20 protein-coding genes are annotated in these 11,897 nt (G+C 41.3%); 16 read left to right on the top strand and 4 right to left on the bottom strand.

Features of this window, described 5'->3' with window-relative positions:
- From BCG07_RS13670 to BCG07_RS13655, 4 genes are all read right to left on the bottom strand, one after another.
- Positions 1-461, bottom strand: a 461-nt coding sequence (locus tag BCG07_RS13670) for a TorF family putative porin (RefSeq protein ID WP_286890560.1), incomplete at its 3' end; no start/stop codon positions are given.
- A gap of 282 nt (positions 462-743) precedes the next feature.
- A complete protein-coding gene (locus BCG07_RS13665; RefSeq protein WP_010557712.1) occupies positions 744-1,907 on the bottom strand; it encodes a hypothetical protein in 1,164 nt (387 codons plus the stop codon).
- A 139-nt stretch (positions 1,908-2,046) separates the two neighbouring features.
- Complete coding sequence (locus BCG07_RS13660; RefSeq protein WP_010557711.1) at positions 2,047-2,247, bottom strand: helix-turn-helix transcriptional regulator; 201 nt, start codon at positions 2,245-2,247, stop codon at positions 2,047-2,049.
- Between the two features lie 8 nt (positions 2,248-2,255).
- Positions 2,256-2,681 carry a hypothetical protein gene (locus BCG07_RS13655; RefSeq protein WP_010557710.1) on the bottom strand — a complete coding sequence of 142 codons (426 nt, stop codon included), beginning with the start codon at positions 2,679-2,681 and terminating at the stop codon, positions 2,256-2,258.
- 213 nt (positions 2,682-2,894) lie between these two features.
- Between BCG07_RS13655 and BCG07_RS13650 the strand changes: the two genes are divergently transcribed.
- The 16 genes from BCG07_RS13650 to rpsD form a co-directional block, all read left to right on the top strand.
- Positions 2,895-4,865 (top strand): AsmA family protein, encoded by a 1,971-nt coding sequence (locus BCG07_RS13650; RefSeq protein WP_286890557.1) that lies wholly within the window; start codon positions 2,895-2,897, stop codon positions 4,863-4,865.
- Between the two features lie 272 nt (positions 4,866-5,137).
- Positions 5,138-5,506, top strand: coding sequence for a 50S ribosomal protein L14 (gene rplN, locus BCG07_RS13645; RefSeq protein WP_002959498.1), 369 nt, complete (start codon positions 5,138-5,140; stop codon positions 5,504-5,506).
- A gap of 10 nt (positions 5,507-5,516) precedes the next feature.
- Complete coding sequence (gene rplX, locus BCG07_RS13640) at positions 5,517-5,831, top strand: 50S ribosomal protein L24 (protein ID WP_006794243.1); 315 nt, start codon at positions 5,517-5,519, stop codon at positions 5,829-5,831.
- Between the two features lie 16 nt (positions 5,832-5,847).
- Positions 5,848-6,387: a 50S ribosomal protein L5 gene (gene rplE / locus BCG07_RS13635; RefSeq protein WP_006794244.1), complete on the top strand. Its 540-nt coding sequence runs from the start codon at positions 5,848-5,850 to the stop codon at positions 6,385-6,387.
- 10 nt (positions 6,388-6,397) lie between these two features.
- Positions 6,398-6,703 carry a 30S ribosomal protein S14 gene (rpsN, locus tag BCG07_RS13630; RefSeq protein WP_006794245.1) on the top strand — a complete coding sequence of 102 codons (306 nt, stop codon included), beginning with the start codon at positions 6,398-6,400 and terminating at the stop codon, positions 6,701-6,703.
- 21 nt (positions 6,704-6,724) lie between these two features.
- On the top strand, positions 6,725-7,117 hold the full coding sequence (rpsH, locus tag BCG07_RS13625; protein WP_006794246.1) for a 30S ribosomal protein S8: 393 nt from the start codon (positions 6,725-6,727) through the stop codon (positions 7,115-7,117).
- 13 nt (positions 7,118-7,130) lie between these two features.
- Positions 7,131-7,664, top strand: coding sequence for a 50S ribosomal protein L6 (gene rplF / locus BCG07_RS13620; protein ID WP_286890554.1), 534 nt, complete (start codon positions 7,131-7,133; stop codon positions 7,662-7,664).
- A 9-nt stretch (positions 7,665-7,673) separates the two neighbouring features.
- Positions 7,674-8,024: a 50S ribosomal protein L18 gene (rplR, locus tag BCG07_RS13615; RefSeq protein WP_006794248.1), complete on the top strand. Its 351-nt coding sequence runs from the start codon at positions 7,674-7,676 to the stop codon at positions 8,022-8,024.
- Positions 8,025-8,033: 9 nt separating this feature from the next.
- Positions 8,034-8,540, top strand: a complete 507-nt coding sequence (gene rpsE, locus BCG07_RS13610; RefSeq protein ID WP_006794249.1) for a 30S ribosomal protein S5 — start codon at positions 8,034-8,036, stop codon at positions 8,538-8,540.
- A 2-nt stretch (positions 8,541-8,542) separates the two neighbouring features.
- Positions 8,543-8,725, top strand: coding sequence for a 50S ribosomal protein L30 (gene rpmD / locus BCG07_RS13605; protein WP_002959482.1), 183 nt, complete (start codon positions 8,543-8,545; stop codon positions 8,723-8,725).
- Between the two features lie 4 nt (positions 8,726-8,729).
- Complete coding sequence (rplO, locus tag BCG07_RS13600) at positions 8,730-9,164, top strand: 50S ribosomal protein L15 (RefSeq protein ID WP_006794250.1); 435 nt, start codon at positions 8,730-8,732, stop codon at positions 9,162-9,164.
- A 10-nt stretch (positions 9,165-9,174) separates the two neighbouring features.
- Complete coding sequence (gene secY / locus BCG07_RS13595; protein WP_006794251.1) at positions 9,175-10,503, top strand: preprotein translocase subunit SecY; 1,329 nt, start codon at positions 9,175-9,177, stop codon at positions 10,501-10,503.
- Positions 10,504-10,525: 22 nt separating this feature from the next.
- Complete coding sequence (gene rpmJ / locus BCG07_RS13590) at positions 10,526-10,639, top strand: 50S ribosomal protein L36 (RefSeq protein WP_002959476.1); 114 nt, start codon at positions 10,526-10,528, stop codon at positions 10,637-10,639.
- Positions 10,640-10,764: 125 nt separating this feature from the next.
- Positions 10,765-11,121, top strand: coding sequence for a 30S ribosomal protein S13 (gene rpsM, locus BCG07_RS13585; RefSeq protein ID WP_006794252.1), 357 nt, complete (start codon positions 10,765-10,767; stop codon positions 11,119-11,121).
- Between the two features lie 12 nt (positions 11,122-11,133).
- A complete protein-coding gene (gene rpsK / locus BCG07_RS13580; protein ID WP_002959471.1) occupies positions 11,134-11,520 on the top strand; it encodes a 30S ribosomal protein S11 in 387 nt (128 codons plus the stop codon).
- 21 nt (positions 11,521-11,541) lie between these two features.
- A partial coding sequence (rpsD, locus tag BCG07_RS13575) for a 30S ribosomal protein S4 (RefSeq protein WP_286890549.1) occupies positions 11,542-11,897 on the top strand: 356 nt, incomplete at its 3' end.

Below are 11,897 nucleotides of genomic sequence, written 5' to 3'. Positions count from 1 at the left end.
TCACCAAAGTCTGTACCGTCGCCACTTGCAGCAGATGTAGCAAGCACTGATGCACCAAAGGTAAAGCCTTCAACACTGATGCTACCGTAAATTTCTGAGAAATCAGCATCTGCGCTTGATGCCGCGTCTGGGTAAGCATAATAAATGTAACCTACATCGTAGCTAACACCTTCGCTAATATCGCCACCAAAGCCTGCGTAAAAATCTAGCTCGTAGGTCATTTCGTCAGCCCAAGATGCATTAGATACCCATGTACCAGCATAAAATCCAGATTCGTCAGCGTAATCAATACCACCAGAAATAGCAGCGTCGCCGCCAGTTTGTTCTTGTCCACGCCATAAGTAATTTGAAGTAGCTGCTACATTGGCAGACACTTCAGCATTTACTGCTGTTGATGTAAGTGACGTTGCAGCCATTAATGCCACGGCGCTAAAAGCGATTGTTTTTTTTAGTTTTAACATGTTCCATTTCCCGTTATATGATTTTTTGCATAGGAAGGCTTTTTATTATGAAGTACCGTAGCCTTTTGATTTATGCGTTTTTATTGTTTAACTGAGAATAGAATTGCACTGTGTGTGCCAGCTTGGTTTATTTTGTTTTAAAATTAAATTTTGTATTTTATTAACAATGACTTGCGTTTGGGGTGGGTGCTTTAGATTATGCGGAAGAAATATTTTATCGCACATCGCTGGTGCATAAAATAATCAAGCTGCACCATGAAAGTACAGCTTTTTTAGAATTATTTAGCCAAATATGGTGCGCATTAGACTAATTGTTTCGTTTACACTGCGGCCTTTTTGAACTTCGCTGATTATTGAGTCGCGTTTGCTACGAATATGCTCAGGAATATCATCGGCAGCCAAAGCGCGGTCAACTAAAATTTCAGCAGACTCTTTACCTCTGCGTTGTGTTTTACCCGTTTTAGTGGTGCTACGCTTTGGTTTATTAAGTAATTTAATATAGTTAGAGCTATCTGGTGTTTTGTTATCCGCGTAGTAAAAAAAGCACGGAATAAGCGCTTTAATTGACACTAGTTGCTCTTCTAGTTCATTTGAAGCATTTGCCATTTTGTACCATGACATAGCTTGAATGCCTTTTACAATATCTTGCCAGTAACGCTCAAAATCACTATTTTTAAGTTTAGTAACCGCAAGTGCTGAGCATAATGCGTCTAAACGGCTATTTGTAATTGGCGTAAAAATATCAGGGCGACGCATTGCAAGTAGTCGTGTTGCCGGAGCAAGAGTTGGCTTTTCACTGCTATCAGTAAATATTTTGCTATAAGCAGCTACAAACTGTTGGTACTCGTAATGGGTAATGTCACCCTCAAGAGGAATATTAGCCAGTGCTTCATCAAACGCACCCGGTAAATCACCAATGAGTTGGTGGAAAACTTTAGCACTCTTAGTTGATGCAAACCACTCAACATCAAAATCGTAAGTGCTTGGATCAAGTGAAGCCATATGCTTGCCAGTAAAAGCAAGAAGGTCTTCAGGGATCATGTCTTTTAATGATTGCTCACGAATACTTTTTACGTAACTTGCTAAACGAAGTTGTTCATCAAGTGCAATAACATCTTTATGTTGCTCTATAAATACACTTACCACAGGCCAAGGGGCTACACGAAGCGTTTTAACTTGTAAAAAGCTGATAGCTGAAATAAGTTGATCATGCAGCTTTTTCAGAACAGGTAGCTGTTGCGGCTCAAGTAAATCGTAGTTAATACGGTCTCTGCTTGCGTTTAATAGCTCGTAACACCAAGGTAAAAAATCATCAGGATGGTTTTCTACTTTCACGGCCATAAGGTTAAGGCTTAATTCTGAAGATTGTTTCAGAATGTTCTGATAGATTTGATTTTCTTGCTCGCCTAGTGTCATTTTTGACGGTGAAATTAGCAGTTTTTTCATGCCTTGTAGATACTCCGGATTTATATATATGTATTAGCATTGCTTATTTTAGCTCAAATACACTAATAACAACAGCGCTGTCCTGCGCGCTGCATTATTATGGTGTTTAAAATCGGGGTTAATCTAACCAGCTCGGTTATTAATCAGCCTCTTCTAATATGAAGAGGCTTTCAACTGATGCGTGAAAATGAGCTGCGATTTTAAGGGCTATAATGACCGACGGCGTAAATCGATTTGTTTCTACTGTACTTATTGTTTTACGTGAAACGCTAATAGCATCGGCAAGTTCTTGCTGTGAAAGCCCCGCCTCTTTACGAAATTTTGCTATGTTATTTTGCACTTTGACTCCTAATCACGGCTCTGCCAAAGGGTTGATACTCCATATACTAAGAGCATAATACCTAAGTAAAATATTGCCATATTTGCATGCGAAACCTCGCTAGGTATTGAATCGTTATTATACAAAACACCAATAAGACAAACTCCAAATGCACAACTTGTATGTTTATAGGCATTAATGTCAATGGTGTTTAGAAACTCATCTTTATAAGCATATTTAAAATACATTTTTAGCGGAAAGCTTGCTTTAATCATAAAAATTGCAGTTACAACCATATAAAATAAAACGCTCATTCCAACAACTATCATCTCTTCTATATTATGGTTAGTTAGTGAGTAAACACTGAGAAGTAAACAAACTACGCCAGCGCTTATACAAAACCGTATATTTTGTCTCATAAATTGTTCTTCTGTTTTAATATCTTGTTGTTTCATAGTATTCATCCTTTAATAGTATTTGATTTCTTGTAACCTCTGGGGTATCAATGAGTCAATTATTTTTTGTAACCTAAAGGTATCAGAATGTTTCAGGAACGATTCATATGAAATAAGTAAACTGCTTTTATGAGCTTTTTTTATCTACAGCAATGCTTTTAGGCTTAACACTCGCTATGATAAAAACATAATTTGACCGCTTAAAGGACGAACATGAAAACCTTACTCAAAATTTTTGGTGTAATACTCTTACTCTGTATTGCTTTAATTGTGGCAGCGCCTTTTTTAATTCCTACCGATACCATTTTTAATAAAGTATCAGAGGAAGTTCAAAAAACGACGGGAAGAACGCTAACAATTAATGGTGACAAAACGCTTAGTGTGTTTCCTGCACTAAAGTTAGAGTTGAATGATGTCCACTTTGCTAATATGCAAACAGGTTCGCGAGCTGATATGGCAAGTATGCAGCAGCTGGCAGTACATATACCTTGGTTCTCGTTATTTGGCGGTGAGTTTAAGCTTGATAAGTTTGTTATTAACGAACCAGATATTTTATTAGAGACAGATAAAAATGGCAAAGCTAACTGGCAGTTGTTTGATGCTGTAGCAGAGCAACCTATAGAGCAAGCTGAGCCTGGTGAGGCAATTAAGCTGCCTGCTAACTTTGATATTGAGCTGGGTGAGGTCGCTATTTATGGCGGTACATTTACATATCTAGATGGTCAAACGGGCGCCAAGCAGCAAATTAGCGATTTAGAGCTGGCTATTTTACTTCCTTCATTACGTAAAACCCTTGAGGTTAAAGGGGGGGTTACCTATATGCAGGAGCGATTTGAACTAGATGTAAAACTCGACACTCCTGCCAAAGCGATTGAAGGTCAGGCTTTTAATGTATCGCAAAATTTAGATTCGCGCTTGGTTGAATTGACATTTAATGGCTCAATCGCAAAACAAGGGCAAGACATAAAAGGTCAATTAGCACTCAATGGCGAGTCGGTAAAAAATATTGCTAAATGGCAGGGGGTTGACCTAAATGCGAAATATAATGCGTTTAATGCATTTAGTGTAAATGGTAAAATGCATTTACTGGGTGAAAAATTCAAACTTGAAGAGTTAACTGCAACGCTTGATGAACTTCAAATTAAAGGTAAAAGCGAAATTAGTTTAGGTAATCGTTTAGCCATTAATGCAAATGTAGATTTGGGGATGCTCGATCTTAATCCCTATTTGCCAGATGCCGTTGCTAAAAAAGAACAGCCGACTGAAGGCGATAGCAAACCGGCAGAGCCAATTGTTTGGGATGACACTCAAATTGATTTAAGCGCCCTTAAAGCACAAGATGCTAATGTAGTAATTCGTTCTAGTGGATTAATAGCAAATGATATAAAGCTGGGTGCGAACCAGTTTACAGTGGCGCTAAATAAAGGTGTAGCTAAATTAAGTTTAGATAGCTTTTCAGCCTATGAAGGCGCTGGTAAAGGTGTAATTACGATTGATGCTCAAAATGCGCCTTATAAAATAGCTACAAACTTTAATTTAACAGATATAAATGCCCAGCCGTTATTAACTGATGCAACCGGTTTTGACAAGGTACTCGGTAGAGGTTCTTTAAATTGGAATTTATCTACAGCTGGACAAAGTCAAAAATCGTTTATCGATGCGCTAAATGGTAAGTTGGCATTTGAGTTTGCAGATGGTGCTGTAAAAGGGGCGAACATTGCTGAAATGGTTCGTAAAGGTAAAGAGATTATATCTGGTAATTTTGGCGCCGCTTCTGAAGGATTAGATACTGGCTTTGAAGAGGCAGAACAAACAGATTTTTCTGCGCTTACAGGTAGCTTTAATTTTATTAAAGGTGTTGGACGCAATACTGACCTTTCACTAATTAGCCCTCTGATTCGTATTTCCGGTGAAGGAGATGTGGATTTACCTCTCACTAAAGTTGATTACCGTTTGGTAACAGGGATTGTAGATTCAATAGAAGGTCAAGGCACTACCGATGACAGTACAGGCTTTAAAATACCGTTACGCATAAAAGGACCATTTCACGATGTGGGAATTAAACTTGATGTAAGTAATGCCTTAAAAGATGAAGCAAAAAAGAAACTCGATGACGCAAAAGAAAAAGCGAAAGAGAAAGCCAAAGATAAAGTAAAAGACAAATTAAAGGGACTATTTGGCTAAGTAACCACTAGTAAAATAAACAAGGCACTTTTTAAGTGCCTTGTTTATTTTATAACCATTGAAAAAATAGTCACATAGCTTTAGCAACGTTAATAAAATCCCCTCAGTCCTTAAATTAATTAAAAAATAACCTATCGCTACATGCTCAATGCTGGTACAATTGCCCGCCCTTAAGAGACAACTCGTTTGTTTTTGAGTGGGATTTAATCGAAATGTCTTGATTTTAAACAATTTTAAGACACGTTGTAATTACTACACCGGAGGTCATTAACATGATCCAAATGCAAACTCAGCTGGAAGTTGCTGATAACAGCGGCGCTCGCAAAGTGCAGTGTATAAAAGTCCTTGGTGGTTCACACCGTCGCTACGCAGCGATTGGCGACATCATTAAAGTTTCTGTAAAAGAAGCTATTCCTCGCGGTAAAGTGAAGAAAGGTGATGTTAAAAACGCGGTAGTTGTGCGTACCAGAAAAGGTGTTCGCCGTCCAGATGGTTCTCTGATCCGTTTCGACAGCAACGCGGCTGTTATCTTAAATGATAACTTGCAGCCAATTGGTACACGTATTTTCGGCCCTGTGACTCGCGAACTTCGTAATGACAAGTTCATGAAAATCGTTTCACTAGCCCCAGAAGTACTGTAAGGAGCCAATCATGGCAGCAAAAATCCGTCGTGGTGACGAAGTAATCGTACTAGCAGGTAAAGACAAAGGTAAGCGCGGTAAGGTGCTTTCAGTTGTTACTGAATCTGGTCGAATCTTTGTCGAAGGCATAAACTTGATCAAGAAACACCAAAAGCCGGTTCCACAATTGAACCAAGCTGGCGGCATTGTTGAGAAAGAAGCGTCTATGGACGCATCAAACGTTGCGATCTTCAACTCGGAAACGAGTAAAGCAGATCGTGTAGGTTTCAAGATTGAAGATGGTAAGAAATTACGTATCTTTAAATCTACTGGTAAAACTATCTAATAGTTGGAGTAGAATGATGGCGAAACTGCATGAAGTATATAAAGACAAAGTAGTTGCTGAGCTTCAAGAGAAGTTTGGTTTCAGCTCTGTCATGCAAGTCCCTCAGATCGAAAAGATCACATTAAATATGGGCGTGGGCGAAGCCCTAGCTGACAAGAAAATTTTAGATCACGCTGTAGCTGATTTAACTGCAATCTCTGGTCAGAAACCTTTAATCACTAAAGCACGTAAATCTGTTGCTGGCTTTAAAGTGCGTGAAGGCTACCCAATTGGTTGTAAAGTAACCCTACGCGGCGAGCGTATGTGGGACTTTTTTGAGCGTTTGGTATCAATCGCTATCCCACGTATTCGTGACTTCCGTGGCGTAAGTGCTAAGTCTTTTGATGGACGTGGTAACTACAGCATGGGCGTACGTGAACAAATCATCTTCCCAGAAATCGATTACGATAAAGTAGACCGTGTACGCGGTATGGATATCACTATCACTACTTCTGCGAAATCTGATGAGGAAGGCCGTGCGTTGTTAGAAGCGTTTAACTTCCCATTTAAGAAATAAGGGTAGGGTTATGGCAAAGAATTCTATGAAAGCGCGCGAAGCAAAGCGCACAAAACTAGTTGCTCAGTATGCTGAAAAGCGTGCTGCACTAAAAGCTATCATCAGTGATGTTAATACATCTGAAGATGATCGTTGGGACGCGGTACTTAAGCTACAAGCTTTACCTCGTGATTCTAGCCCTGCACGTCAACGTAATCGTTGTAACATTACGGGCCGCCCACATGGTTTCCTTCGCAAATTCGGCATGAGCCGTATTAAAGTTCGCGAAGCAGCTATGCGCGGTGAAATTCCTGGCCTTAAAAAGGCTAGCTGGTAATAGAATCATGGGAGTAAGACTATGAGCTTGCAAGATCCTATCGCGGATTTGTTCACACGTATCCGTAACGGTCAATCAGCGAAGAAAGTATCTGTAACGATGCCAACTTCAAAGCTGAAAGTAGCATTAGCTAAAGTACTAAAAGACGAAGGTTACATCGTAGACTACGCAGTTAACGGTGAAGTTAAACCTGAGCTTTCTATCGAGTTGAAGTACTTCGAAGGCAAAGCTGTAATTGAAAATATCCAGCGTGTAAGTCGCCCTGGTTTACGTATCTACAAGAAACGTGACGAATTACCGAAGGTAATGGGTGGTCTTGGTATCGCTATCGTATCAACTTCTAAAGGCCTAATGACAGACCGCGCAGCACGTAGTGCTGGTGTTGGTGGTGAAATCATTGGCTTTGTAGCTTAATCGGAGGGGAACTATGTCTCGCATAGCAAAGGCACCAATTAATGTTTCTGCCGGTGTAGAAGTTACATTGAAAGGCCAGGAAATCACAGTTAAAGGCAAAAACGGTGAACTTACTCGTACTATCAACGACGCAGTTGAAGTACAAGTTAACGACAACGTTATTACAACTTTACCTCGTGAAGGCGTAGCAAATGCATGGGCACAAGCAGGTACTGCTCGCGCTCTAATCAACAACATGGTTGTTGGTACGCATGAAGGTTACGAGAAGAAACTTCAGTTAGTAGGCGTTGGTTACCGTGCTGCAGCTAAGGGTAAAGTTTTAGACTTAACACTTGGTTTCTCACACCCAGTTAATTTCGCAGTTCCTGAAGGAATTACGATTGAAACTCCAAGCCAAACAGAAGTTCTAGTTAAGGGCGTAGATAAGCAGTTAGTTGGTCAAACAGCTGCTAACATTCGTGCATACCGTAAACCTGAGCCTTATAAAGGTAAAGGTGTTCGCTATTCAGATGAGAATGTACGCCGTAAAGAGGCTAAGAAGAAGTAAGGTAAGACGATGGATAAAAAAACAGCTCGTCTACGTCGTGCTAAACGCACTCGTAGAAATTATATTGAACAAGGCACAACGCGTCTTGTTATCCACCGCACGCCACGTCACATTTACGCTCAAGTAATTAATGCTGAGGGTAATGTACTGGCTGCTGCTTCTACTGTTGAGAAGGCTATTAGCGAAACAGTTAAAGGCACCGGTAACGTTGAAGCTGCGCAAGCAGTTGGCAAAGCGGTTGCTGAACGTGCGGCTGACAAAGGCATCGAAAAGATTGCTTTTGATCGCAGTGGCTTTAAATATCACGGCCGTGTGAAGGCGCTAGCTGATGCTGCGCGTGAAGCCGGTTTGCAATTCTAGGAGTAGACAATGGCTAACGTAGAAGCAAAGCAACAACAGCCTGATCTAGCTGAAAAGCTAATAGCGGTAAACCGTGTGTCTAAAGTAGTTAAAGGTGGTCGTATCTTTAGCTTTACTGCACTAACTGTAGTTGGTGATGGCGCAGGTAAAGTAGGTTTTGGTTATGGTAAAGCACGTGAAGTTCCAGCTGCTATTCAAAAAGCAATGGAAAAAGCACGTCGCAACATGATCAATGTAGACCTAAATGGCAATACATTACAGCATCCTGTTAAGGGACGTCATGCTGGCTCACTAGTGTTCATGAAACCAGCCTCTGAAGGTACTGGTATCATCGCAGGTGGTGCTATGCGTGCAGTACTAGAAGTGACTGGTGTTCAGAACGTACTATCTAAATGTTACGGTTCTACTAACCCAATCAACGTAGTACGTGCAACGATTTCGGCTCTTGAGAATATGAATTCTCCACAGTCTATCGCTGCAAAACGTGGCCTTCGCGTAGAAGAAATACTGGGGTAACCATGGCTAATCAAACTGTAAAAGTAACACAAGTAAAAAGCTCTATCGGTCGTTTACCGAAGCATAAAGCTACATTACGCGGTCTTGGTTTACGTCGTATCAATCACACTGTTGAGTTAGAAGACACAGCATGTGTACGTGGTATGATAAACAAGGTTTCTTACATGGTTAAGGTAGAGGGTTAATTTCATGCATTTGAATACACTTTCACCTGCTGCAGGTTCAAAAACTGCCCCTAAACGTGTTGGTCGTGGTATCGGTTCTGGTCTTGGTAAGACTGGTGGCCGTGGTCACAAAGGTCAAAAGTCACGTTCTGGCGGTAAAGTACGCGTTGGTTTTGAAGGCGGTCAAATGCCTATGCAACGTCGTCTACCTAAATTTGGTTTCACTTCACGCAAATCGTTAGTATCTGCAGAAGTAAACCTTTTTGAAATCGCTAAAGTTGAAGGCGATGTGGTAGACCTAAGCGCGTTACAAGCAGCTGGTCTAGTTAAAAAGAACGTTCTTTTCGTTAAAGTTGTTAAATCTGGTGAAGTTTCACGCGCTGTTACACTTAAAGGTCTTAAAGCCTCTAAGGGTGCACGCGAAGCTATTGAAGCTGCCGGAGGCAAGGTAGAAGACTAAGGAAGTACAAATGGCTAAACCAGGTCAAGATACACAAAGTGCACAAGGTGGGCTTTCGGAATTGAAGCGTCGATTACTCTTCGTATTGGGCGCTATCATAATTTACCGTCTAGGTTCATTTGTGCCGATCCCTGGGATTGACGCCGCTGTACTTGCCGATTTCTTCGAGCAACAAAAGGGCACCATTGTTGAAATGTTCAACATGTTCAGTGGTGGTGCACTTGAGCGAGCTTCAGTGTTAGCGCTGGGTATTATGCCGTATATCTCGGCTTCGATTATTACGCAACTATTAACGCATATGTATCCTCCGTTTATAGAGCTTAAGAAAGAAGGCGAGCAAGGGCGTAAAAAAATTAGCCAGTACACACGCTACGGCACGCTTGTGCTAGCTACTATTCAATCTATCGGTATTGCTACTAGCTTACCGGGCATGATGAACGGATTAGTTGTTAATCCGGGTATGGGTTTCTATTTCACCGCTGTGGTGAGCTTAGTAACTGGTACTATGTTCCTTATGTGGTTGGGTGAACAAATAACAGAACGTGGTATCGGTAACGGTATTTCAGTTCTAATATTTGTTGGTATTGTAGCTAACTTGCCGTCTGCTATTGGTTCGACAGTCGAAATGGCGCGCCAAGGTGATTTGAATGTTTTTGTACTACTTATGGTTGCGGTTATAGTATTCGCTGTTACTTATCTTGTAGTGTTTTTCGAACGTGGACAACGTCGTATTGTTGTTAACTACGCTAAACGCCAACAAGGTCGTCAAGTATTTGCTGCTCAAAGCACGCATTTACCACTAAAAGTAAACATGGCGGGTGTTATTCCACCAATCTTTGCTAGTAGTATAATTCTGTTCCCTGGTACAATTGCTAGCTGGTTCGGCCAAGGTGAAGGTCCTGTCGCTGATGCATTACAAGCTGTTGCTACAACGTTGACTCCAGGTCAACCTTTGTACTCACTTGTATTAGCTGCGGCAATTATCTTCTTCTGCTTTTTCTATACAGCGTTGGTGTTTAACCCTCGTGAAACTGCAGATAACCTTAAGAAATCTGGCGCATTTATCCCAGGTATTCGTCCAGGTGAGCAGACATCTAAATACATTGATAAAGTGATGACACGCCTGACATTGGCAGGTGCTTTGTATATAACCTTTATCTGTCTGGTGCCCGAATTCATGACTATGGCATGGCAAACGCCATTCTATTTCGGCGGTACATCAATTTTGATTATCGTTGTTGTAATCATGGACTTTATGGCACAAGTACAGACTCACCTGATGTCTCATCAGTATGATTCTGTGCTGAAAAAAGCGAACCTTAAAGGCTACGGTCGATAAGGTCAGTTTACGGAGTTGAGCAATGAAAGTACGTGCTTCCGTTAAGAAAATATGCCGTAACTGTAAAGTTATTAAACGTGCTGGTGTAGTACGCGTAATTTGCAGTGAGCCTAAGCATAAGCAAAGGCAAGGCTAAGTAAACAGTCGTGCAGGCTGAGATTTCTCGGCCTGTGTTTTTAGTAGTGATTTGGTCTTCGTTTGAGTATCCTTACGGGCTTTTCAAACTTTTGATTACCAAATTCGAATATAGGAGATGTGTTAGTGGCCCGTATTGCTGGCATTAACGTCCCTGATCATAAACATGCAGTTATTGGTTTAACAGCTATTTATGGCATAGGTAAGACTCGCTCTAAGGCTATCTTAGCAGCGACTGGTATCGCCGAGACCACAAAAATCGGTGAACTTTCTGATGAAACACTTGACGTACTGCGTGATGCAGTTGGCAAGTACACTGTTGAAGGTGACCTTCGTCGTGAAGTTACATTAAATATCAAGCGCCTTATGGACCTTGGTTGTTACCGTGGCCTACGTCACCGTCGCTCTTTACCACTACGTGGTCAAAGAACTAAGACTAACGCGCGTACCCGTAAGGGTCCTCGTAAGCCTATTAAGCGATAAGGGGATAGTATTATGGCTAAGACACCAATTCGTCGTAAAAAGGTTAAAAAACAAGTTGCTGATGGTATGGCTCATGTTCATGCTTCTTTCAACAACACTATTGTAACGATTACCGACCGTCAAGGTAATGCACTATCATGGGCTACTGCCGGTGGTTCAGGTTTCCGTGGTTCACGTAAATCTACACCATTTGCTGCTCAGGTTGCTGCAGAGCGTGCAGGTACTGCTGCTCAAGAATACGGTTTAAAAAATCTAGAAGTTTTCATCAAAGGTCCAGGTCCAGGTCGTGAATCTGCTGTACGTGCTTTGAATGCTGCTGGTTACCGTATTACAAACATTACTGACGTGACGCCAATACCACATAATGGTTGTCGTCCACCGAAGAAACGTCGCGTTTAACAATAGGTTAGGAGAAATAACATGGCAAGATATTTGGGCCCTAAGCTCAAGCTGAGTCGTCGTGAAGGTACTGACCTGTTCCTTAAGAGCGGCGTAAGAGCTATCGACTCTAAGTGTAAACTTGAGACTGCACCTGGTCAGCACGGCGCTCGTAAAGGTCGTCTATCTGATTACGGTTTACAATTACGTGAAAAGCAAAAAGTACGTCGTATCTACGGTGTATTAGAAAAGCAATTCCGTAACTACTATAAAGAAGCTGCTCGCCTTAAAGGTAATACAGGTGAAAACTTGTTACAGCTTTTAGAGCAACGTTTAGACAATGTTGTATATCGCATGGGTTTTGCTAGCACACGCGCTGAAGCACGTCAGTTAGTAAG

This window comes from Pseudoalteromonas sp. ESRF-bin5, assembly GCF_002632075.1.
GTDB lineage: Bacteria > Pseudomonadota > Gammaproteobacteria > Enterobacterales > Alteromonadaceae > Pseudoalteromonas > Pseudoalteromonas marina.
Note: the sequence above shows the minus strand (reverse complement) of the source record. Positions and strands in the feature narration are given on the sequence as shown.

Coding starts and splice junctions, on each gene's coding strand:
- BCG07_RS13665 (WP_010557712.1), bottom strand. CDS start 1,907: ATGAAAAAACTGCTAATTTCACCGTCAAAAATGACACTAGGCGAGCAA.
- BCG07_RS13655 (WP_010557710.1), bottom strand. CDS start 2,681: ATGAAACAACAAGATATTAAAACAGAAGAACAATTTATGAGACAAAAT.
- BCG07_RS13650 (WP_286890557.1), top strand. CDS start 2,895: ATGAAAACCTTACTCAAAATTTTTGGTGTAATACTCTTACTCTGTATT.
- rplN (WP_002959498.1), top strand. CDS start 5,138: ATGATCCAAATGCAAACTCAGCTGGAAGTTGCTGATAACAGCGGCGCT.
- rplX (WP_006794243.1), top strand. CDS start 5,517: ATGGCAGCAAAAATCCGTCGTGGTGACGAAGTAATCGTACTAGCAGGT.
- rplE (WP_006794244.1), top strand. CDS start 5,848: ATGGCGAAACTGCATGAAGTATATAAAGACAAAGTAGTTGCTGAGCTT.
- rpsN (WP_006794245.1), top strand. CDS start 6,398: ATGGCAAAGAATTCTATGAAAGCGCGCGAAGCAAAGCGCACAAAACTA.
- rpsH (WP_006794246.1), top strand. CDS start 6,725: ATGAGCTTGCAAGATCCTATCGCGGATTTGTTCACACGTATCCGTAAC.
- rplF (WP_286890554.1), top strand. CDS start 7,131: ATGTCTCGCATAGCAAAGGCACCAATTAATGTTTCTGCCGGTGTAGAA.
- rplR (WP_006794248.1), top strand. CDS start 7,674: ATGGATAAAAAAACAGCTCGTCTACGTCGTGCTAAACGCACTCGTAGA.
- rpsE (WP_006794249.1), top strand. CDS start 8,034: ATGGCTAACGTAGAAGCAAAGCAACAACAGCCTGATCTAGCTGAAAAG.
- rpmD (WP_002959482.1), top strand. CDS start 8,543: ATGGCTAATCAAACTGTAAAAGTAACACAAGTAAAAAGCTCTATCGGT.
- rplO (WP_006794250.1), top strand. CDS start 8,730: ATGCATTTGAATACACTTTCACCTGCTGCAGGTTCAAAAACTGCCCCT.
- secY (WP_006794251.1), top strand. CDS start 9,175: ATGGCTAAACCAGGTCAAGATACACAAAGTGCACAAGGTGGGCTTTCG.
- rpmJ (WP_002959476.1), top strand. CDS start 10,526: ATGAAAGTACGTGCTTCCGTTAAGAAAATATGCCGTAACTGTAAAGTT.
- rpsK (WP_002959471.1), top strand. CDS start 11,134: ATGGCTAAGACACCAATTCGTCGTAAAAAGGTTAAAAAACAAGTTGCT.